Source organism: Micromonospora sp. L5, assembly GCF_000177655.2.
Lineage (GTDB): Bacteria > Actinomycetota > Actinomycetes > Mycobacteriales > Micromonosporaceae > Micromonospora > Micromonospora aurantiaca.
The window spans coordinates 1215270-1236987 of sequence record NC_014815.1; the positions used below are offsets into that span (position 1 = coordinate 1215270).

Annotated in this window: 20 protein-coding genes; 13 read left to right on the plus strand and 7 right to left on the minus strand. The window is 72.4% G+C overall.

Annotated elements, in window-relative coordinates; genetic code table 11:
* Window positions 1-124 precede the first annotated feature (124 nt).
* The 3 genes from ML5_RS06075 to ML5_RS06085 all read right to left on the minus strand — a co-directional run bounded on the left by ML5_RS06075 (window position 125) and on the right by ML5_RS06085 (window position 3517).
* Window positions 125-1504, minus strand: a complete 1380-nt coding sequence (locus tag ML5_RS06075; protein ID WP_013474084.1) for an FAD-binding oxidoreductase — start codon at window positions 1502-1504, stop codon at window positions 125-127.
* 5 nt (window positions 1505-1509) lie between these two features.
* Window positions 1510-2856: an aspartate aminotransferase family protein gene (locus ML5_RS06080; protein ID WP_013284165.1), complete on the minus strand. Its 1347-nt coding sequence runs from the start codon at window positions 2854-2856 to the stop codon at window positions 1510-1512.
* Between the two features lie 148 nt (window positions 2857-3004).
* On the minus strand, window positions 3005-3517 hold the full coding sequence (locus ML5_RS06085; protein WP_013284166.1) for an Lrp/AsnC family transcriptional regulator: 513 nt from the start codon (window positions 3515-3517) through the stop codon (window positions 3005-3007).
* A 205-nt stretch (window positions 3518-3722) separates the two neighbouring features.
* On the opposite strand from ML5_RS06085, the gene ML5_RS06090 reads away from it, so the two are divergent.
* The 8 genes from ML5_RS06090 to ML5_RS06125 all read left to right on the plus strand — a co-directional run bounded on the left by ML5_RS06090 (window position 3723) and on the right by ML5_RS06125 (window position 11976).
* Entirely contained in the window at window positions 3723-4907 is a 1185-nt protein-coding gene (locus ML5_RS06090; RefSeq protein WP_013474085.1) for a spermidine/putrescine ABC transporter substrate-binding protein, read from the plus strand.
* Entirely contained in the window at window positions 4904-6061 is a 1158-nt protein-coding gene (locus ML5_RS06095; protein WP_013474086.1) for an ABC transporter ATP-binding protein, read from the plus strand. The genes ML5_RS06090 and ML5_RS06095 overlap by 4 nt, the downstream gene beginning before the upstream one ends.
* A 76-nt stretch (window positions 6062-6137) precedes the next feature.
* On the plus strand, window positions 6138-7046 hold the full coding sequence (locus ML5_RS06100; protein WP_013474087.1) for an ABC transporter permease: 909 nt from the start codon (window positions 6138-6140) through the stop codon (window positions 7044-7046).
* A 114-nt stretch (window positions 7047-7160) separates the two neighbouring features.
* The gene (locus ML5_RS06105; RefSeq protein ID WP_013284170.1) at window positions 7161-7994 is read left to right on the plus strand and encodes an ABC transporter permease; all 834 of its coding nucleotides are present in this window, start codon (window positions 7161-7163) and stop codon (window positions 7992-7994) included.
* Window positions 7991-9412 carry an FAD-binding oxidoreductase gene (locus ML5_RS06110; protein WP_013474088.1) on the plus strand — a complete coding sequence of 474 codons (1422 nt, stop codon included), beginning with the start codon at window positions 7991-7993 and terminating at the stop codon, window positions 9410-9412. Before ML5_RS06105 ends, ML5_RS06110 begins: the two co-directional genes overlap by 4 nt.
* A complete protein-coding gene (locus tag ML5_RS06115) occupies window positions 9412-10614 on the plus strand; it encodes a saccharopine dehydrogenase family protein (protein ID WP_013474089.1) in 1203 nt (400 codons plus the stop codon). The genes ML5_RS06110 and ML5_RS06115 overlap by 1 nt, the downstream gene beginning before the upstream one ends.
* Window positions 10611-11624, plus strand: a complete 1014-nt coding sequence (gene speB / locus ML5_RS06120) for an agmatinase (RefSeq protein WP_013474090.1) — start codon at window positions 10611-10613, stop codon at window positions 11622-11624. Before ML5_RS06115 ends, speB begins: the two co-directional genes overlap by 4 nt.
* A 40-nt stretch (window positions 11625-11664) precedes the next feature.
* Window positions 11665-11976 carry a helix-turn-helix domain-containing protein gene (locus ML5_RS06125; RefSeq protein ID WP_013284175.1) on the plus strand — a complete coding sequence of 104 codons (312 nt, stop codon included), beginning with the start codon at window positions 11665-11667 and terminating at the stop codon, window positions 11974-11976.
* Between the two features lie 19 nt (window positions 11977-11995).
* On the opposite strand, the gene ML5_RS06130 is transcribed toward ML5_RS06125, so the two are convergent.
* The 4 genes from ML5_RS06130 to ML5_RS06145 form a co-directional block, all read right to left on the minus strand.
* Complete coding sequence (locus ML5_RS06130; RefSeq protein ID WP_013474091.1) at window positions 11996-12445, minus strand: hypothetical protein; 450 nt, start codon at window positions 12443-12445, stop codon at window positions 11996-11998.
* A gap of 101 nt (window positions 12446-12546) precedes the next feature.
* A complete protein-coding gene (locus ML5_RS06135) occupies window positions 12547-12894 on the minus strand; it encodes a DUF779 domain-containing protein (RefSeq protein ID WP_013474092.1) in 348 nt (115 codons plus the stop codon).
* Window positions 12894-14399 carry an aldehyde dehydrogenase gene (adh, locus tag ML5_RS06140; protein ID WP_013284178.1) on the minus strand — a complete coding sequence of 502 codons (1506 nt, stop codon included), beginning with the start codon at window positions 14397-14399 and terminating at the stop codon, window positions 12894-12896. Before adh ends, ML5_RS06135 begins: the two co-directional genes overlap by 1 nt.
* Before the next feature lie 40 nt (window positions 14400-14439).
* Window positions 14440-15723, minus strand: a complete 1284-nt coding sequence (locus tag ML5_RS06145) for a hypothetical protein (protein ID WP_013474093.1) — start codon at window positions 15721-15723, stop codon at window positions 14440-14442.
* A 237-nt stretch (window positions 15724-15960) separates the two neighbouring features.
* Between ML5_RS06145 and ML5_RS06150 the strand changes: the two genes are divergently transcribed.
* From ML5_RS06150 to ML5_RS06170, 5 genes are all read left to right on the plus strand, one after another.
* On the plus strand, window positions 15961-16626 hold the full coding sequence (locus ML5_RS06150) for a response regulator transcription factor (RefSeq protein WP_013474094.1): 666 nt from the start codon (window positions 15961-15963) through the stop codon (window positions 16624-16626).
* The gene (locus ML5_RS06155; RefSeq protein ID WP_013474095.1) at window positions 16623-17675 is read left to right on the plus strand and encodes a HAMP domain-containing sensor histidine kinase; all 1053 of its coding nucleotides are present in this window, start codon (window positions 16623-16625) and stop codon (window positions 17673-17675) included. The genes ML5_RS06150 and ML5_RS06155 overlap by 4 nt, the downstream gene beginning before the upstream one ends.
* 115 nt (window positions 17676-17790) lie before the next feature.
* Window positions 17791-19926: a pyridoxal-phosphate dependent enzyme gene (locus tag ML5_RS06160; RefSeq protein ID WP_013474096.1), complete on the plus strand. Its 2136-nt coding sequence runs from the start codon at window positions 17791-17793 to the stop codon at window positions 19924-19926.
* Window positions 19923-21056 carry a D-alanine--D-alanine ligase family protein gene (locus ML5_RS06165; RefSeq protein ID WP_013474097.1) on the plus strand — a complete coding sequence of 378 codons (1134 nt, stop codon included), beginning with the start codon at window positions 19923-19925 and terminating at the stop codon, window positions 21054-21056. The genes ML5_RS06160 and ML5_RS06165 overlap by 4 nt, the downstream gene beginning before the upstream one ends.
* A complete protein-coding gene (locus tag ML5_RS06170; protein ID WP_013474098.1) occupies window positions 21053-21688 on the plus strand; it encodes a M15 family metallopeptidase in 636 nt (211 codons plus the stop codon). The genes ML5_RS06165 and ML5_RS06170 overlap by 4 nt, the downstream gene beginning before the upstream one ends.
* The last annotated feature ends 30 nt before the right edge of the window (window positions 21689-21718 follow it).

The window sequence follows — 21718 nt, forward strand, 5'->3', positions numbered from 1 at the left end:
CGCCGTTCAGGCCCGCGGGCCCCGGCCCTCCACCGGTCGATCATGAAGTTGACGGCGTTTTCGATCTCCCTGAGTGCCGCTAACTTCATGATCAACGGGGTGGGCGCCGGGGTGGGTGGCGCGGTCAGTGGCCCAGGAAGCGGTTGAAGAGACCGGCTCGGCGGGACGGGCGGGCGGTGCGGTGCTCGCTCTGGTCGGCTGAGGACATCACCCGCAGGCCGGCGTTCATGGCCAGCCAGCGCAGCGGCTCCGGTTCCCAGTGGGGGGAGCGGTGCCCGACCCAGGGCAGCGCCGTGAGGTCGCTCTCCACGCCCCGGATCAGGTCGGCGAGCGTACGCCCGGCGAGGTTGCTGGTGCCGACGCCGTCACCGACGTAGCCGCCGGCCCAGGCCAGCCCGGTACGCCGGTCCAGCCCCACCGACGCGGCCCAGTCCCGGGCCACGCCGAGCGGCCCGCCCCAGGCGTGCGTCACCGGCACGTCCGGCCCGAGCACCGGGAACAGCTCCCCGAGCGCCCGGCGCAGCGCCGCGAACACCCGCGGCTCCCGGTCGAAGCCCTGCCGGACCCGGGAGGCGTAGTGGTAGGGCGCGCCCCGCCCGCCGAACGCGAGCCGGCCGTCGGCGGTGCGCTGGCCGTACACGATGACGTGCCGGTAGTCGGAGAACGTCTCCCGTTCCGCCAGCCCGATCCGCGCCCACGTCTCCTCGGGCAGCGGCGGGGTGGCCACCATCAGCGAGTAGACGGGCGCCACGGTCCGCCGCTGGCCGGGCAGCCCCGGCGTGTAGCCCTCCGTCGCACGCACCACCACGGGCGCCCGGACCACGCCCGCCGGGGTCACCGCCGCGCCCGGCCGCAGCGCGGTCACCGGGGTGCGCTCGTGGATGCGTACGCCCCGGCGCTCCACCGCCCGGGCCAGACCCCGGACCAGCTTCGCCGGGTGTACGGCCGCGCAGTGCGGGGTGTACGTGCCGCCGCGTACCCCCTCGGCGGCGCAGCGCGCGGCGGCCTCGGCGGCGTCGAGCAGCCGTAGGTCGTCGTCGGTGAGCCCGTGCGCGTGGGCCTGGGCGACCTCGGCGCGGGCCCGCTGGAGCTGGGCCTCGCCACGCGCGAGCATCACCGTGCCGCCGGCCCGCCAGTCGCAGTCGATGCCCTCGGCGGCGGCGACCCGCCCCACCTCGGCGACCGTGTCGTGCATGGCCCGCTGCATGGCCAGCGCCCGGTCCCGGCCGTGCCGCCGGGCCAGCGCCGGCAGCGACGTGGGGAACAGCGCCGAGCACCAGCCGCCGTTGCGCCCCGACGCGCCGTACCCGGCGATCTCCCGCTCCAGCACGACGACGCGCAACGTGGGGGCGGCCTCGGCCAGGTACCAGGCCGTCCACAGCCCGGTGTACCCGGCGCCCACGATCGCCACGTCGGCGTCCGTGTCGCCGGGCAACCCGGGTCGCGGTGTCAGCGGTTCGTCCAGGCCGGACAGCCAGTACGACAGATGCCGGTAGTCGGTCATCGGCGTCAGAGCCGCGACCACGCCTCGGTCAGCACCGCGCGCAGGATCTGCTCGATCTCGTCGAAGTGCTGCTGGTCGGCGATCAGCGGCGGGGCGAGCTGCACCACCGGGTCGCCCCGGTCGTCGGCCCGGCAGTAGAGCCCGGCGTCGAACAGCGCTGTGGACAGGAAGCCGCGCAGCAGCCGCTCGGACTCGGCCTCGTCGAACGTCTCCCGGGTCGTCTTGTCCTTGACCAGCTCGATGCCGTAGAAGTAGCCGTCGCCCCGGACGTCGCCGACGATCGGCAGGTCGTGCAGCTTCTCCAGGGTGGACCGGAACGCGCCCTCGTTCGCGCGGACGTGCCCGATCAGGTCCTCCCGGGCGAACACCTCCAGGTTGGCCAGCGCGACGGCGCAGGAGACCGGGTGGCCGCCGAACGTCACCCCGTGCGCGAACATGCCGGTCTCGGTGAGGAACGGCTCCATCAGCCGCTCGCCGGCGATCATCGCGCCGAGCGGGGCGTAGCCGGAGGTGATGCCCTTGGCGGTGGTGATGATGTCCGGCTGGTAGCCGTAGCGGACGGCGCCGAAGTACTCGCCGAGCCGGCCCCAGGAGCAGATCACCTCGTCGCTGACGAGCAGCACGTCGTACGCGTCGCAGATCTCGCGTACCCGCTCGAAGTAGCCGGGCGGCGGCGGGAAGCAGCCGCCGGAGTTCTGCACCGGCTCCAGGAAGACGGCGGCGACCGTCTCCGGCCCCTCCCGCTCGATCGCCCGGCCGATCTCGTCGGCGGCCCAGCGGCCGAACGCCTCGGCGTCGTCGCCGTGCTCGGGGGCCCGGTAGAAGTTGGTGTTCGGCACCTTGATGCCACCGGGCACCAGCGGTTCGAAGTCGGTCTTGATGCCGGGCAGGCCGGTGATCGACAGCGCGCCCATCGAGGTGCCGTGGTAGGCGATGTAGCGGCTGACCACCTTGTGCTTGGTGGGCTTGCCGGTGCGCTTGAAGTAGGCCCGGGCCAGCTTCCACGCCGCCTCGACGGCCTCGGAGCCGCCGGTGGTGAAGAAGACCCGGTTCAGGTCGCCGGGGGTGAGCGTGGCGATCTTCTCGGCCAGCTCGACGGCCTTCGGGTGGGCGTACGACCAGAGCGGGAAGTAGGCCAGCTCGCCGGCCTGCTTGGCGGCGGCCTCGGCCAGCTCGGCGCGGCCGTGACCGGCGTTCACCACGAACAGCCCGGCCAGCCCGTCCAGGTAGCGGCGGCCCTGCGCGTCCCAGACGTACGCGCCCTCGCCCCGGACGATTGTCGGAACCTCGCCGGCCGGGTAGCTCGCCATGCGGGTGAAGTGCATCCATAGATGGTCGGTGGCGTTGGCCATGTCAGCCCCATCGGGTCTCGGGCCGGTCAGGGGTGACACCGGCCGCTCTGCCCACGGTTATCCCACAGGCGATGCCGATAAGGCAAGCGAACAAGCTTCAGCGCGACGGATTCAGCGCCATATCACTTCCCTGTCGACGGAATCCGCATCAGGCGGTGCCCCAGCTGTAGGTCTGCTTGCGCAGCTTCAGGTAGACGAACGCCTCGGTGGAGAGCACCCCGGGCACGCCGCGCAGCTTCTGGAGGATCTCCAGCAGGTGTGCGTCGTTGCGGCAGACCACCTCGGCCAGCAGGTCGAACGAGCCGGCGGTGATCACCACGTAGTCGATCTCCTCGAACTCGGCCAGCCGGTCGGCTACGGGTTCCAGGTCGCCGTCGGTGCGCAGCCCGATCATGGCCTGACGGGGGAAGCCGAGCTGGAGCGGATCGGTGACCGCGACGATCTGCATGACGCCCGCGTCGAGCAGCCGTTGCACCCGCTGGCGTACCGCCGCCTCGGAGAGGCCGACCGCCTTGCCGATGCTCGCGTACGGACGGCGCCCGTCCTCCTGGAGCTGCTCGATGATCTGCTTGGCCACGTCGTCGAGCAGAGCGTGATTGGCTCCTTCACGCACCGTGACCCGGCGGGCGCCGTTGGAGTTCTCCTGGTGCCGGTTGACCATCGACGCTCCTCGTGTCCGATTCTCCGTGTTGAGCGTAGTGCCCCGCGCAGTCTGGCGTATTTCGTGGCGACTGGCTATTCCGGCAACGGAATCCCTTGTGAGAGAGGTTTTCTCATGTCAGGATCAGTCGTCCATCGCCACTGACCCTCCCGCCGGCGCGCCGCCCCCGTCCCGCCGCCGACGATGCCCCCCAAGGAGTCGTCACATGCGTAGTCCCCTCCGGACCCTCACCCGGCGTGGTCTGCTCACCGGGACCGTCGGCTCGGCCGCGCTGCTCGCCACCGCGGGCACCCTGGCCGGCTGCGGGACCAAGGGCGCCCAGCAGACCGAAGCCGGCTGCAAGAGCGAGGATCTGTCCGCCACCGAGAAGAAGGTCGCCTTCTCGAACTGGCCGCAGTACATGGACACCGACGAGAAGGACGAGTCCAAGCGCCCCACGCTCGACGCGTTCGTCGCCGCGTCGGGCATCCAGGTGACGTACACCGAGGACGTCAACGACAACAACGAGTTCTTCGGCAAGGTGCGCAACCAGCTCGCCGGGTGTCAGAGCACCGGCCGGGACATCATGGTGCTCACCGACTGGATGGCCGCCCGGATGATCCGCCTCGGCTGGGTGCAGAAGCTCGACAAGTCGAAGATGCCCAACGTCGAGGCGAACCTGCTGTCGTCGCTGCGCGGGCGCTCCTTCGACGCCGAGACCCAGCTCGCGGTCCCGTGGCAGTCCGGGCTGGCCGGGCTCGCGTACAACGCCAAGGTCACCAAGGAGATCCGCACCGTCGACGAGCTGCTCACCCGCCCCGATCTCAAGGGCAAGGTGACAGTGCTGTCGGAGATGCGCGACACCATCGGCCTGCTGCTCCAGTCGCTCGGCCACGACCCGGCCAAGTTCACCCCGGCCCAGTTCGACGACGCGCTGAACAAGCTGAAGAAGGCGGTGGACAGCAAGCAGATCCGGCGGTTCACCGGCAACGACTACGCGCCCGACCTGGCCAAGGGCGACATCGCCGCGTGCATCGGCTGGTCCGGCGACGTCGTGCAGCTCGGCTTCGAGGACGACAAGATCAAGTTCGTGGTGCCCGAGTCCGGCGTGATGCTCTGGTCGGACAACATGCTGGTGCCGAACAAGGCCACCCACAAGGCCAACGCCGAGGCGTTGATGAACCACTACTACGACCCGGCGGTGGCGGCGAAGCTGGCCGCGTACGTCAACTACATCTGCCCCGTGCAGGGCGCGCAGGCCGAGATGGAGAAGATCGACCCGGATCTGGCGACCAATCCGCTGATCTTCCCGGACGACACGATGCTGTCCAAGGCCAAGGTCTTCATGGCGCTCGACGAAGCGCAGGAGAAGGAGTACGAGACCAAGTTCCAGCAGGTGATCGGCGCGTGAAGGGGCAGCAGACCCCGGCCGGTGACCTGCGACTGGTCGACCTGACCAAGCGGTTCGGCGTCTTCACCGCCGTCGACGACCTCACCCTCACGATCCCGCAGGGCTCGTTCTTCGCCCTGCTCGGCGCGTCCGGCTGCGGCAAGACCACCACACTGCGGATGATCGCCGGGCTGGAGCAGCCCACGAGCGGGCAGGTGCTGCTCGGCGAGCAGGACATCGCCGGGCTGCGGCCGTACAAGCGGCCGGTGAACACCGTCTTCCAGAGCTACGCCCTCTTCCCGCACCTGGACATCCACGAGAACGTGGCGTTCGGGCTGCGCCGCCGCGGCATCCGCAAGGTGAGCGACCAGGTGGAGCGGATGCTCGCCCTGGTGCAGCTCGAAGGGTACGGGCGGCGCCGCCCGGCCCAGCTCTCCGGCGGCCAGCAGCAGCGCGTCGCGCTGGCCCGGGCGCTCATCAACCACCCGCAGGTGCTGTTGCTCGACGAGCCGCTCGGCGCGCTCGACCTCAAGCTGCGCCGGCAGATGCAGATCGAGCTGAAGCGGATCCAGACCGAGGTCGGCATCACGTTCGTGCACGTCACCCACGACCAGGAGGAGGCCATGACGATGGCCGACACGGTCGCGGTGATGAACGCCGGCCGGATCGAGCAACTCGGTGCGCCCGCCGACATCTACGAGTACCCGGCCACCGCGTTCGTGGCGAACTTCCTCGGCCAGTCCAACCTGCTCGCCGCCGAAGCCGGCGGTCGCGCCGCCGACGACGTGCTGGTCACGGCGCACGGCTCGCGCTTCTCGGTGCCCGCCGGCCGGGCCCGGCTCACCGACGGGCCGGCCTTCCTCGGCGTACGTCCGGAGAAGCTGCACCTGGCCGACGGCCCGGACGGGGTGCCGGCCGGGCACCAGCACGTCGGCGGCATCGTTACCGACACCTCCTACGTCGGGGTGAGCACCCAGTACCTGGTGCGCACCGCGTGGGGCAGCGAGCTGTCCGCGTTCGCCGCGAACAGCGGGCTGGGCGGCCGCCTCGCCGTCGGTACGGCGGTGACCGCGCACTGGGATCCGCGGCACGCGTTCCTGCTGCCCCGGGCCGCCGGTGAGGACGACCAGACCGCGCCGCTGCTCGACGAGCCGCCGGTGGGTGCGCTGCCATGAGCGAGCGCAGCGAGCGAATCGGCCGGCTCAGCGCGAAGGTGCCTCATGGCGGCACGGAGCGAAGCGGAGTGGCGTCATGAGCGCGCTGGCCCACGTACCGACCTCCGCCGGGAAACCGGTGCCGCCGCCGGTGCGGCGCGGGCGCAGCCGCCTCCTGCCGTACCTGTTGCTGCTGCCCGGCGCGGTCTGGCTGCTCGTCTTCTTCGCGCTCCCGCTGGTGCAACTCGCCTCGGCCAGCCTCTACGACCCGGCCGGCTCGCTCTCCACCGGGTACGCCATGACCTGGGCGTTCAGCAACTACCCGGACGCGTTGCAGGCGTACTGGCCGCAGTTCTCCCGGTCGTTCCTCTACTCGGCCATCGCGCTGGTGCTCGCGCTGCTGATGGGCTACCCGCTGGCGTACGCGATCGCGCAGAAGGCCGGCCGGTGGAAGAACCTGCTGCTGGTCGCGGTGGTCGCGCCGATGTTCACCAGCTTCCTGGTGCGCACGCTGGCCTGGAAGACCATCCTGTCGGACAACGGCGCGCTGGTCGGGCTGCTGCGCGACGTGCACCTGCTCGGCCCGGACGGCCGGCTGCTGGCCACCCCGATCGCCGTTGTGCTCGGCCTGACGTACAACTTCCTGCCGTTCCTGGTGCTGCCGCTGTACGCGAGCCTGGAGCGGCTCGATTCCCGGCTGCTGGAGGCGGCGAGCGACCTGTACGCGAGCCCGCTGCGCGCGTTCGCCAAGGTCACGCTGCCGCTGTCGATGCCCGGTCTGATCGCCGGCACGCTGCTGTTCTTCATCCCGGCCACCGGTGACTACATCAACGCCGAGCTGCTCGGTACGCCGAACGAGTACATGATCGGCAACGTCATCGACTCGGCGTTCCTGGTCCGGCTGGACTATCCGCAGGGCGCGGCGCTGTCGTTCCTGCTGATGGCCGCGATCCTGGCGATCGTCTTCGTCTACCTGCGGAAGGCCGGCACGGAGGAGGTTCCGTGAGCGCGAGGAGCGCAGCGAAGCGGAGCCCCGCAGTCGCGAACGAAAGGCGGGCGCTGTGAGCGCGAGGAGCGCAGCGAAGCGGAGCCCCGCAGTCGCGAACGAAAGGCGGGCGCTGTGAACGGACTCAGGCGCTGGCTCGCCGACCGGTGGGTGATGGGCGTGGCACTGCTCGTCCTCGGCTACCTGACGCTGCCGATCATGGTGGTCGCCGGGCTCTCCTTCAACCGGCCCTCCAGCCGGCTCTCCTACGACTTCAACGAGTTCACGCTCGACAACTGGAAGCAGCCCTGCGCCACCTCGGACATGTGCGACGCCGTGGTGCGCAGCATGCAGATCGGCCTCATCGCCACGGTCGTCTCCACGCTCCTCGGCACGCTGATGGCGTTCGCGCTGGTCCGGCACAGCTTCCGCGGCCGCTCCGGGCTCAACGGGCTGATCTTCCTGCCGATGGCCACCCCGGAACTCGTGATGGGCACCTCGCTGCTCGCCCTCTTCGTCGCCGCCGGGGTGCCGCAGGGCTTCTGGACCATCGTCATCGCGCACGTCATGTTCTGCGTGTCGTTCGTCGTGGTCACCGTGAAGGCCCGGCTCTCCGGCATGGACCGGCGGCTGGAGGAGGCCGCGATGGACCTGTACGCCAGCGAGTGGCAGACGTTCCGCCGGATCACGCTGCCGCTCGTGCTGCCCGGCATCGTGGCCGCCGCGCTGCTGGCATTCTCGCTCAGCTTCGACGACTTCATCATCACGAACTTCAACGCCGGCACCACTGTCACGTTCCCCATGTACGTCTGGGGCGCCTCCCAGCGGGGCATCCCGCCGCAGGTGAACGTGATCGGCACGGCCATGTTCGTGATCGCGTTGCTGCTGGTCGGGGCCACCTCGCTGCGCGGGCGGCGGGCACGCCGGGCCGCCCTCGCGATGGTCGCCACACCGGCGGGCAAGCCATGACACTCCCGCATACCGGCCGGGCGCTGGCCGACGCCGCGCCCGTGTCGTACTGGCTGGACCGCCCGGCTCGCCCCGACCCGCTGCCGCCGCTGACCGGGACGCACACCGCCGACCTGCTCGTGGTCGGCGGCGGGTACGCCGGGCTGTGGACCGCGCTGCTCGCGAAGGAGGCCGACCGGGACCGCGACGTCCTGCTCGTCGACGCGGGCACGTGCGGCTGGGCGGCGTCCGGGCGCAACGGCGGGTTCTGCGCCGCGTCGCTGACCCACGGGCTCGCCAACGGCGTCGAGCGGTTCCCCGGCGAGATCGGTGAGCTGGAACGGCTGGGCCGGGAGAATCTCGACGCCATCGCCGCCACCGTGGCGAAGTACGACATCGACTGCGACTTCGAACGCACCGGCGAGCTGGCGGTTGCCGTCGAGCCGTACCAGCTCGACGGGCTCGCCGCCGACGCCGACCTGGCCCGCCGGTACGGCCACGACGTGCGGCTGCTCGACCGAGACGAGGTACGCGCCGAGGTGGCGTCGCCGACGTACCTGGGCGGGATGTGGGACCGCGACCGGGTGGCCCTGCTCGACCCGGCGAAGCTCGCCTGGGGACTGCGCCGGGCTGCGCTCGACCTGGGCGTACGCGTGCACGAGCACACCCGCGTCACCGGCCTGACCGGCGACGGCGCCGGGCTGCTCGCCACCACGGCGGGCGGCGCGGACGCGGCGCCCGGCGCGGTACGGGCGCGGCAGGTCGTGCTGGCCACGAACGCGTTCCCGCCACTGCTGCGCCGGCTGCGCTCCTGGATCGTGCCGGTCTACGACTACGCGCTGATGACCGAGCCGCTGACCGGGGCGCAGCGCGACGCGATCGGCTGGCGGCACCGGCAGGGGCTCGCCGACACCGGCAACCAGTTCCACTACTACCGGCTCACCGCCGACAACCGGATCCTGTTCGGCGGCTACGACGCCGTCTACCACTACGGCAACCGGGTGGCGCCCGCGCTGGAGCAGCGCGAGGCCACCTTCACCACGCTGGCGTCGCACTTCTTCGCGACCTTCCCGCAACTCGATGGCCTGCGGTTCAGCCACCGCTGGGGTGGCGTCATCGACACCTGCACCCGGTTCTGCGCGTTCTTCGGCACCGCGTACTCCGGACGCCTGGCGTACGCCGCCGGATTCACCGGGCTCGGCGTCGGCGCGACCCGGTTCGGGGCCCGCGTGACGCTCGACCTGCTCTCCGGCACTGACACCCCGCTGACCCGGCTCGACCTGGTGCGCCGCAAGCCGCTGCCGTTCCCGCCGGAACCGGCCCGGTCCGTGGGCATCAACCTCACCCGATGGTCGCTCGCCCGCGCCGATGCGCGGGACGGACGGCGCAACCTCTGGCTCCGTACTCTCGACCGTCTTGGACTGGGGTTCGACTCCTGATGCGTATCCTCCTCGTCGGCGCCGGTGGCGTCGGCTCCGCCGCCGTATCCATCGCCGCCCGCCGTACCTTCTTCGAGATCATGGTGGTCGCCGACCACGACCCGGCGCGGGCCGCGCGGGCCGTCGCCGGGCACGGCGACCGGTTCGTCGCCGCCACAGTGGACGCCGCCTCCGCCGACGCGGTGGCCGCGCTGTGCCGGGAACACCGGATCACGCACGTGCTCAACGCGGTGGACCCGCGCTTCGTCATGCCGATCTTCGACGGCGCGTTCGCCGCCGGGGCCGACTACCTGGACATGGCGATGTCGCTGTCCCGGCCGCACCCCGAGCACCCCTACGCCGAGACCGGGGTCAAGCTCGGCGACGAGCAGTTCGCCGTCGCGGAGCAGTGGGCCGCCGCCGGACGGCTCGCGCTCTGCGGCATCGGCGTCGAACCGGGCCTGTCCGACGTCTTCGCCCGCTACGCCGCCGACGAACTCTTCGCCGAGATCGACGAGATCGGGGTACGCGACGGCGCGAACCTCACAGTCGCCGGGTACGAGTTCGCGCCCTCGTTCTCCATCTGGACCACCATCGAGGAGTGCCTCAACCCGCCGGTGATCTGGGAGGCCGGGCGCGGCTGGTTCACCACCGAACCGTTCAGCGAGCCGGAGGTGTTCGACTTCCCGGCCGGGATCGGCCCGGTCGAGTGCGTCAACGTCGAGCACGAGGAGGTGCTGCTCATCCCGCGCTGGGTGCCGGCGAAGCGGGTCACCTTCAAGTACGGCCTCGGCGCCGAGTTCATCGAGGTGCTGCGCACGCTGCACAAGCTCGGGCTGGACTCCACCCAGCCGGTGCGCGTACGCGGGGTCGACGTGTCGCCGCGCGACCTGGTGGCCGCCGCGCTGCCCGACCCGGCCACGCTCGGCGACCGGATGAGCGGCAAGACCTGCGCCGGCACGTACGTCACCGGCACCGGGCCGGACGGGCGGCCCCGCCGCGTCTACCTCTACCACGTGGTCGACAACGAGTGGTCGATGGCCGAGTACGGCCACCAGGCGGTGGTCTGGCAGACCGCCGTCAACCCGGTCGTCGCGCTGGAACTGCTCGCCACCGGCGCCTGGTCCGGCACGGGCGTGCTCGGCCCGGAGGCGTTCCCGCCGATCCCCTTCCTAAACCTGCTCACCGGCTACGGTTCGCCGTGGGGGATGGAGGAACGATGACCCGGTACGGCCCGATGTACGGTCCCGACATCACGTTCCTCGGCGTGCCACCGTGCACAGTCGAGGAACCGGTCACGTACGCCGACGCGGACGTGGTGATCATCGGGGCGCCGTTCGACGGCGGCACCTCGCACCGGCCGGGCACCCGGTTCGGGCCGTCCGCCATCCGGCAGGCCTGCTACCTGCCGCACGACGGCTCCCGCCCGTCGCTGGCGCTGCGCGTCGACGGGCTGAAGGACCTGTGCGTCTACGACGCCGGCGACGTGGAGATGTTCAGCGGCGACATCGAGCGCTCGCTGGCCGCGCTGGAGACCGCCGTGCACGCGGTCGCCGCCGCCGGGGCGATCCCTGTGGTGCTCGGCGGCGACCACTCCATCGCGCTGCCCGACGCCACAGGCGTGGCCCGGCACCACGGGCTCGGCCGGGTGTCGCTCGTGCACTTCGACGCGCACGCCGACACCGGCGACGTCGAGTTCGGCTCGCTGCACGGCCACGGCCAGCCGATGCGCCGGCTCATCGAGTCCGGCGCGGTACGCGGTGACCGTTTCCTCCAGATCGGGCTGCGCGGCTACTGGCCCGGCCCGGACACGCTGGCGTGGATGGCGGAACAGCGGATGCGCTCGTACGAGATGACCGAGATCGTGGCGCGCGGCCTGGACACGTGCCTCACCGAGGCGTTCGGCATCGCGACCGACGAGTGTGAGGGCGTGTTCCTCTCCGTCGACGTGGACGTGGTCGACCCGGGCATGGTGCCGGGCACCGGCACGCCCGAGCCGGGCGGGTTCACCTCCCGGCAACTGCTCGACGCGGTGCGCCGGGTCTGTTACGAGCTGCCGGTGGTCGGGCTGGACGTGGTCGAGGTCGCCCCGCCGTACGACCACGCCGACATCACCGCGTACCTGGGCAACCGGGTGGTGCTGGAGGCGCTGTCCGCGATAGCCCGCCGCCGCCACGACGCCGCCGGCGGACCCCCGTGGAACCCCACCCAGCCGCTCCTGGACAACCGCTGAGCGTAGCCCTCCGAGTTTAGCTCGGGCTATAGTCGAGCAGGTGACGGAGTTCTATCACTGGGACGAGGTCCGCGCCGAACTCGGCGGTGACGACGAGGCGTACGAGGCGGAGCGCGCCCGGACCGACGCGTGGGTGAGCGCGTTCCACCTGGCCGAGGAGCGCAAGCGGCTGGGGCTCACCCAGCGGCAGGTCGCCGAGATCATGGGGGTCACGCCGGGCCGGGTCAGCCAGATCGAGAACGGCGACCTCGACGTCAACGAGGTGGCCACGCTGAGCCGGTACGCCAATGCCCTCGGCGCCCGGCTGCGGATCATCTTCGACTACGGCGACGACCTCCGGCAGATCGCCTGACCGGAGGCCGCCGATGCGGTCAGGGGCGGGCGCAGTGGGGGCGCAGGCGTACGCGTTCGGTGGTTTCGGTGAGGGAGTTGGGCTCGATCACCAGGCGGGCGATGGTGGTGGCGGGGCCGGGGCGGAATCTGCCCTGGTCGGCGGGGATCGTGGCGGTCCAGGTGCCGGCGGTGCGCTCGTCGGTGCACGCGCCGATCACGCCGAATCCGAAGCCGGTGACCGACCCGCGCCGTACCCGCTGGTCGAGGTGCACCTCGATGTACGCGAGGCCGCGCTCGGCCCCGCAGTCGAACCGGCCGCCGACGGTGGCGGTGTGCGCCCGCACGTCGGCGGCGCCGAACCAGTTGACGGAGATGCTGGGGGAGGCGGCCGGGGCGGCGACGGCGGCGCCCGGCGCGAGCCCGAGCGTGGCGGCGGTGGCCAGGGCGGTGAGGCCGGCGGCGAGCACTGGCTGTCGGACCGGGTTCATGCGCGGTCTCCTGTCGGGCGGTGGTGGGACGCGTACTCCGAAGTGGACGGCGTCAGCATCCCACCGCCGCGATGCCCGCGAGCTGCAAGATCTCGGACAGATCAGCGGTTCAGGTGGGACCGGATGAGGAAGCGGACGCCCTCCGGCGCCTCCAGGGAGAAGCCGCTGCCCCGGCCGGGCACCACGTCGACGGTGAGCCGGGTGTGCTGCCACAGCTCCCACTGGGCCTTCGACATCCAGAACTCCACCGGCTCGGGCACCCCGTCGACAGCCAGCGAGGCGAGCAGCACGTCCGAGCCGCCGGTGCGGAACTCACCGGCCGGGTAGCACATCGGGGCGCTGCCGTCGCAGCAGCCGCCGGACTGGTGGAACATCAGCGGGCCGTGCTGCCCCCGCAGCGACCGGATCAGGTCGGCCGCCGCGGGGGTCAGGGTCACGGTGTCACCCATCAGAAGAAGCCCAGCTTCTTCGGCGAGTAGCTGACCAGCAGGTTCTTGGTCTGCTGGTAGTGCTCCAGCATCATCTTGTGGTTCTCCCGGCCGATGCCGGACTGCTTGTAGCCGCCGAACGCCGCGTGCGCCGGGTACGCGTGGTAGCAGTTCGTCCACACCCGGCCGGCCTGGATCGCCCGTCCGGCCCGGTACGCGGTGTTCAGGTCCCGGGTCCACACGCCCGCGCCGAGCCCGTACAGCGTGTCGTTGGCGATCTTCACGGCGTCGTCCAGGTCGGCGAAGGAGGTCACCGACACCACCGGGCCGAAGATCTCCTCCTGGAAGATCCGCATCGAGTTGTCGCCCTCGAAAATGGTCGGCTGGACGTAGTAGCCGCCGGACAACTCGCCGCCGAGGTCCGCCCGCTCACCGCCGGTGAGGACGCGAGCGCCCTCCTGCCGCCCGATGTCCAGGTAGGACAGGATCTTCTCCAGCTGGTCGTTGGACGCCTGCGCGCCGACCATCGTGTCGGTGTCCAGCGGGTGCCCCTGCGTGATCTGCCGGGTCCGGTCCACGGCGGCGGCCAGGAAGTCGGCATAGTGGCCCTGCTGGATGAGCGCCCGCGACGGGCAGGTGCACACCTCGCCCTGGTTCAGGGCGAACATGGTGAAGCCTTCCAGGGCCTTGTCCAGGAAGTCGTCGGAGGCGGCGCTGACGTCGTCGAAGAAGATGTTCGGGCTCTTGCCGCCCAGCTCCAGCGTGACCGGCCTGATGTTCTCGCTGGCGTACTGCATGATCAGCCGCCCGGTGGTGGTCTCGCCGGTGAACGCCACCTTCGCCACCCGCGGCGAGGACGCCAGCGGCTTGCCCGCCTCGACGCCGAAGCCGTTCACCACGTTCACCACGCCCGGCGGCAGCAGGTCGCCGATCAGCGAGAGCAGGTAGTGGATCGAGGCGGGTGTCTGCTCGGCCGGCTTGAGCACCACCGCGTTGCCGGCGGCCAGCGCCGGGGCGAGCTTCCACACCGCCATGAGGATCGGGAAGTTCCACGGGATGATCTGCCCGACCACGCCGAGCGGCTCGTGGAAGTGGTAGGCGACTGTGTCGTCGTCGAGTTCGCCGAGCGAGCCCTCCTGCGCCCGGATCGCGCCGGCGAAGTAGCGGAAGTGGTCGATCGCGAGCGGGAGGTCGGCGGCGAGCGTCTCGCGTACGGGCTTGCCGTTCTCCCACGTCTCGGCGATCGCGAGGGACTCCAGGTTGTCCTGCATGCGGTCGGCGATCCGGTTGAGGATCAGCGAGCGTTCGGCGACCGACGTGCGGCCCCACGCGTCGGCCGCGCCGTGCGCCGCGTCGAGCGCCTTCTCCACGTCCTCGGCGGTGCCCCGGGCCACCTCGCAGAAGGTCTGCCCGGTCACCGGGGTCGGGTTCTCGAAGTACTTCCCACCGTGCGGCTTCACGTACTCGCCGCCGATGTAGTGGTCGTAGCGGGACTGCCAGTGGGTGGGGGCGTCGTAGCGCGTCATGGGTACCTCCGCCGTCCGTCTGGGGTGGATGGCGGGCAGGCTAGTTTCCGGGACGTTGCAGGAACGTTGCGCGCGGCAGCGCGTACTCCTCGGCGAGCTGGCGGGCCCGCGCGACGGCGAGCGGCCGGCGGGGCGCGCCCGGCGGCAACGCCCGGGCCAGGGCCTGCCAGGCGGCCAGGTCGTCGGACCCGGCCGCCGTCGCGGTCCAGGCCGCGAGCAGCCCCGGGTCGGCGCCGGCCAGCACGGCGGCGCGCAACTGGCCGTCGACCAGGCGGCGCAGTCGCGCGACTCCCGGCGCGTCCGACAGGGGCAGCAGGGGCCCGGGGTACGCGCGCAGCGCCGCCGCCGGATCGCCACGTTCCAGCAGTTCGGTGACGGTACGGAAGTCGGCGCGCACGGCCGGCCGCAGCCGGTACGGGCGGGAGTCGAGCAGTTCCTCGCCGAGCACGCGGCGCAGCCGGGACAGCTCGGCGCGCAGCGTGACCGGGTGCCGCCTGTCGTCGCCGTACAGGTCGAGGCCGAGCTGTTCCCCGGTGCGCCCCTCGGGATGGTCGACCAGCAGCACCAGCAGTTCGCTGTGCCGCCGGCCGAGCCGGATGCGCCGGCCGCCGACGCGCAACTCCGCCTCGTCACGTCCGAGCGCCGACACGTACGCCACGTCCGGCGCGGCGGGCGCGGCACCGGCCAGGAACGCCTCGGCGGCCCGGGCGGTGGCCCGGACCAGGGCGAGGCTCTGCGGGTTGGCCAGGTGGTCCCCGCCGGTGATGTCGACGGCGCCGAGCAGCGCGCCGCTGGCCGGGTCGTGGATCGGCGCGGCGGCGCAGGTCCAGCGCTGCACGGGCCGGACGAAGTGCTCGGTGGCGAAGATCTGCACGCCGTGGTCGACGGCGAGGGCGGTGCCGGGGGCGTTCGTGCCGGCGTGGGCCTCGTCCCAGCGGGCTCCCGGTACGAAGTTCATCCGCTCGGCGTGCCGCAGCACCCCGGGATGGCCCTCCACCCAGAGCAGCCGGCCGGCGGCGTCGCAGACCGCCATCAGGTGCGCGCCGTCCTGCGCGATGCCGCCGAGCAGGTCGCGGAACAGCGGCATCACCCGGGCCAGCGGGTGCACGGCGCGGTACGTCTCCAGCGCGTCGTCGGCGAGGTCGACCGGCGCGGTGGTCTCCGGGTCGAGCAGCGCGGACCGCTCCCAGGATCGGGCCACCACCTCCCGGACCCGGCCGGAGGTGGTGCCGGCGGCGAGGAACGCCTCGTGGGCGGCACCGATCTGCGCGATCCGCTCCGCCGGATCCGCGCCGAACTCCAGGGCGAGCCACGGGTCAGCCACCAGCGCCTCCTTCCACCCATCGTGACCCACCTCACCCCCGAGCGCCAATGCGTGATCCGGGTCACTTGAGCGGTGCTCGCGCCGCAGGCGTACCGGACGAACGGCCCAGACGGCCCCACGCCGGTTGTCGCAGCGTGGCCCGCGTGGAGGATGGCTGCTGCGGACGCTTACGGAACCCTTAACTCCGGCCTGCGATGGTGTGCCGGACGACGAGCGAAGACACGGGGGAGCGCAACGGTGCGGGTGCTGGTGGCGGACGACGAGCGGCTCTTGGCGGACACGGTCGCCGAGGGGTTGCGACGGTTCTCCATGGCTGTCGACGTCTGCTACGACGGGGACGGCGCGCTGGAACGGATCGGGGTCAACCGGTACGACGTGGCGGTGCTGGACCGGGACATGCCCGGCGCCACCGGCGACGACGTGTGCCGGAGCCTGGCCGGGTCGGACGCCGGCACCCGCGTGCTGCTGCTCACCGCCGCCGCCGGCATCCGGGACCGGGTCGCGGGCCTCGGGCTCGGCGCCGACGACTACCTGACCAAGCCGTTCGCGTTCGCCGAGCTGGTGGCGCGGGTGCAGGCGCTGGGCCGCCGATCCACCCCGGCCCTCCCGCCGGTGCTGGAGCAGCACGGTGTGGTGCTCGACGTGGCCCGGCACTCCGCGACCCGGGACGGCAGCCCGCTCGGGCTGAGCCCGAAGGAGTTCGCCGTCCTGCACGTGCTGATGCGGGCCGGTGGCCGGGTGGTGAGCGCCGAGGAGCTGCTGGAACAGGCGTGGGACGAGTTCGCCGACCCGTTCACCAACGCGGTCCGGGTGACGGTGATGACCCTGCGCAAGAAGCTCGGCCAGCCGTCCGTCATCCACACGGTGCCGAAGGCCGGCTACCGGATCGGCAAGCCGGAGTGAGCCCCCGCCGCCGCATCCTGCTGGTCGGGGTGCTCGCCCTGCTCGCCGGGTTCATGCTGCCCAACCTGGTCAAGTCGCTGCTCGAAATGGTGTGGGGGCAGGCCGAGCGGTTCTGCGGCCTGGCCACGATCGGCGCGGTGTGCGAGCCGGGCCGCCCGTTCGTCCCGCTGCTGCCCATGCTCATCGAACTGCTGGTGCTGGTGGCCATCGGGTTCGCGGTGTGGGGCGCTGCTCGCTGGTGCCTGCGCCCGGTGCACGACCTGGCCGCCCCGATCGCGAACCTGGGGCCGCAGAACCTCGGCTACCGGATCCGGCGCGGCGGCCGGGACGAGCTGGCCGGGCTCGGCCGCGCGATCGACGACATGCTGGACCGGGTCACCGCCGGATACGAGGGACAGCGGCGGTTCGCCGCGAACGCCTCGCACGAACTGCGTACGCCGCTCGCGGTGCAACGCACCCTGATCGAGGTCGGCATGGCCCAGTCGCTCACCGGCGAGCAACTGGAACTGCTGACCGCCCAACTGCTCGCCACGAACGAACGCAACGAGCGGCTGATCGAAGGGCTGCTCGCGCTCAGCGAGAGCGACCAGGGCCTGCGGTCCTCCACCCCGCAACGCCTCGAACAGATCGTCAGCGGAGTACTGGCCGCGTACGCCGACCGGGCCGCCGAGGCCGGCGTGACGGTGGAGGCCCAGCTGTCGCCCCGGATCGTGACCGGCGAGCGGGTACTGTTGGAACGCCTGGTTACGAACCTGGTGGAGAACGGCATCAAGTACAACCGCGAGGGCGGCCGGCTCGTCGTCACGGTCGGCGGCGACCCCGCGCTGACCGTCATGAACAGCGGGCAGAGCGTCCCCGCCGAGGCGGTCGACGGGCTGTTCGAACCGTTCCGGCGTCTCGCCCGGGACCGGACCAACCAGGGCGGCGGCGCCGGGCTCGGCCTGGCCATCGCCCGCTCCATCACCCAGGCGCACGGCGGCATCATCGCCGCGCGTCCGGGGCCGGACGGCGGCCTGCGGGTCGACGTCCACCTGCCCCCCGTGGGCTGACCACCTCACACACGACTCCGGGAGCCGCCGTCGCGGCGTCCCGCGATGACACCTGCCCGAGGACGGGACCGGCGGAGCCGCCTTCCACCCGCAGACGGCCGGAGAGGAGACCGCAGTGCCGACCCGTGCCGAGGGGAACGTGCCGCCCGACGGCCGGGTGCTCTGGGCCGACGTGGCGAAGGGCGCCTGCATCGTGCTCGTGGTGCTGTGGCACGTCGTCGTCAAGGACTACCTGCGCGTCGACTGGCGGGTCGGCCTGCCGGTGCCGGGTGCGTGGGGGCTGCTCGGCGAGCAGTTGCTGCCGCTGCGGATGCCGTTGTTCTTCGCGCTCTCCGGCATCTTCGCGGCGAACGCGGTGGCCCGACCGTGGCGGGTGGCCGGGCGGCCCCGGATCGCGCGGAACCTCTACCTCTACGCGATCTGGCTGCTCATCCACACCGCGCTGCTGGCGTCGGCACCGGACTTCCCGACCGACCGGGCCACCGACAGTGGTGAGCTGCTGGCCCAGCTCACCGTGACGCCCTCGAATCTGTGGTACCTGTACGCGCTGGCGCTCTACTTCGCGATCGCGAAGGCGCTGCGCCGGATCCATCCGGCGGTGCTGCTGACCGCTGCGGGCGCGCTGTCCGCGGTGGCCGCCACCGGGCTGCTGGACAGTCCCGGGAACCGGGGGCAGGTCTACCAGAACCTGGTGTTCTTCCTGGCCGGCGTGCACCTGCGGCCGTACCTCACCCGGTGGGCGGACGGCGCGAACACCCGCCGGCTCGTGGGCACCGGCTTTGCGTACGCGATCGGGCTGTCCGCCATGGCGCTGGCCGGCGCGCAGAGCCGGCCCGGCGTGTACCTGCTCGTCTCCGTGATCGCTGTGGCGTTCGGGCTGACCGCCGCCGCCCGGCTGGCCCGGCACCGCCTGGCCGGTCCGGCGCTGGCCCGGCTCGGCCGCCGCACGCTTGGTGTCTACGTGATCCACATGCCGGTGCTGGCGCTGCTGGACCGGCTCCTCGCCGCACCGGTGGCCGGCCTGCCCGGGCCGGCCCGGGCGCTGCTGGTGACCGTCTACCCGGTCCTGCTCACCGCGCTCGTGCTGGCCCTGAGCCTCGCCGCGCACCGCTGCCTCACCGCGCTCGGCGCGCACTGGCTGTTCGACCTGCCGCGCCGCCGCGCCCACTCGAATCCCGAAGGAGAGACCATGCCCCGAATCGACGCGCCGGTACTGCCGGACCGAACACATGTCGAGGAGGCCGCCCGCGTGCTGTCCGGTCGGGTGGTGCGTACCCCGGTGCTGCACAGCCCGGCGATCGACCGCCTGGCCGGCGCCCGGATCCTGCTCAAGGCGGAGAACCTCCAGGACGGCGGCTCGTACAAGATGCGCGGCGCGATGCTGGCGGTCGGCCGGCTCGCCGCCGCCGGGCACACCGGCGTGGTCGCGCAGAGCACCGGCAACCACGCCGTCGCGGTGGCGCTCGCCGCGCGCCGGCACGGGCTGGCCGCGACCGTCGTGCTGCCGGAGGACGCCGCGCCGGTCAAGGTGGACCGGGCGCGGGCCGCCGGGGCCCGGGTGGTCCGGGCCGGCACCACAGTCGAGGAGCGCCTCGCAGTCGCCCGGCGGATCGCCGAGGTGGAGGGCCACCCGCTGGTCGACGCGTACGACCACCCGGACGTGGTGGCCGGTCAGGGCAGCGCGAGCCTGGAACTGATCGAGGAGGCGGCGCGACGCGGCACACCGCTGGACGCGCTCGTGGTGCCGGTGGGCGGGGGCGGCGGCATCGCCGGTGCCTGCCTGGCGGCGGCCGGAACCCCGATCGAGGTGTACGGCGTGGAGCCGCTCGGCTGCGACTCGCTGGCGCGCAGCCTGGCCGCCGGACGGCCCACACCTGTCGCCCCGGCGCCGAGCCTGGCCGACGGACTCCGCCCCGGCTGCGTCGGCGACCTGCCGTTCGCGGTGGCCCGCAACCGCGTCCGCGGGGTGGTCCGTGTCGACGACGACGCGATCGCCGAGGCGTTCCGGCTGCTCCTGCTGGACCTGAAGGTACTCGTCGAGCCGTCCGGCGCGGCCGCGCTGGCCGGCGCCTTGCGCCTCGGCGAGCCGTCCGGCGCGGGCGGCGTCGCCCGCCCCGGGGGCGGGGCGCCGTGGCCACCCGAGGGCAGGCGGCAGATGACTGTCGGCGTGGTGCTGACCGGCGGAAACGTGGAAGCGGACCTGGTGGCCCGGCTGGCGGGCGACCGGATGACAGTGGGAGCGGCGGCATGAGAGAGACAGTGCGGATCGGTGTCGTGTTCGGAGGCCCGTCGGCGGAACACGAGGTCTCCTGCGCCTCGGCGCTCGGCGTGGCCCGGGCCCTGGCCGAGCAGGGGCACCGGGTGGTGGCGCTCGGCATCACCCGCACCGGCGGGATCCGGCTGCTGCCCGAACCGGTGCTCGCGCAGCACCTCGGCACCGTGACGGCCGGGCGGGCGATCGACGACCGGCTGCCGGTCACCGGTCCGGCGGTCGAGCTGCGACGCGGAACGACAACCGGCACCGTCGCGGTCGGCGCGGCCGACGCCCCCGCGACTGTGCACGCCGAACTGGACGTGGTGTTCCCGGTGCTGCACGGCCCGTACGGCGAGGACGGCGTGGTGCAGGGGCTGCTGGAGTCACTGGGCGTGCCGTACGTCGGGTGCGGCATCCTCGCCTCCGCAGTCGGCATGGACAAGGTGGCGATGAAGCGGGCGCTGCGGGCCGAGGACGTGCCGACCACGCCGTACGTCTGGTTCGACGAACCGACCTGGCGGGCCGCGTCCGACCCGGAGAAGCTGGTGGTCGGGCTGCGCGGGCCGCTGTTCGTCAAGCCGGCCCGGATGGGCTCCTCGATCGGGATCTCCCGGGTGGCCGACGGCGACAACCTGATTGCCGCCGTGGAGGAGGCGTTCCGGCACGACCACGTGGTGCTCGTCGAGCAGGGCGTGACCGGCCGGGAACTGGAGTGCGGCGTGCTCGGCGGCTGGCAGCCGGAGGCGTCGGCGGTCGGCGAGGTCCGGGTCGCGGGCGGCTGGTTCGACTACCGGCAGAAGTACTTCGGCGACGCCGACCCGATGATCGTCCCGGCGCCGCTGCCGGACGAGGTCACCGAGCGGATCCGCGAGCTGTCGGTGCGGGCGTTCACCGCGATCGGCGGCTGGGGCCTGGCCCGTGTCGACTTCCTCTACGACGAGACCACCAGCGACCTGTTCGTCAACGAGCTGAACACGCTGCCGGGCTTCACCGCCCACTCGATGTACCCGAAGGTGTGGGCCGAGTCCGGCGTCGCGTACCCCGATGTGGTGGACCGGCTCGTCGCGCTTGCCTTCACCAGGCACGCGGCCCGGCCGTCGCGCGAACACCCCGGGGGTACGCCGTGATCCTGCTCTCCGACCCCCGGGTCGCCGCGGTGTCCAGCCGGGACGACGGCGAACCCCTGGTGGACCTGCGCGAGGTGCCTGGGCTGCGGGTGGACGGGCGGGCCGCCGATCCCGCCGGGGCGTACGCCCGGGTGCGGCTCGGGGTCGCGGACCGGTTGCTGGCCGCGCAGCGCGCGCTGCCGGCCGGGCTGCGCCTGCTCGTGGTCGAGGGGTACCGGCCGTACCGGGCGCAGCTCGACATCTTCACCGGCTACCGGGACGAGTTGCGGCGGCGCCACCCGGACTGGCCGGCGGACCGGTTGCACCGGGAGACCACCAAGTTCGTCTCGCCGGTCGAGGTGGCCCCGCACAGCACCGGCGGAGCAGTCGACCTCACGCTGTGTGACGCCGGCGGGGTGGAGTTGGACATGGGCACAGCGCTCGACGCCACCCCGGAGGAGAGCGCCGACGCCTGCTTCACCGCGGCCCGGCACATCCCGGTCAGCGCGTGGCGCAACCGGAACGTGCTGGTGGCGGCGCTGAGCGGCGCGGGGCTGGTGAACTACCCCACGGAGTGGTGGCACTGGTCGTACGGCGACAGGTACTGGGCGCTGATGACCGGAGCGCCACACACCCGCTACGGTCCGCTGTAGCCCACGCATCCGGGTGAACGGTCCGGCCCT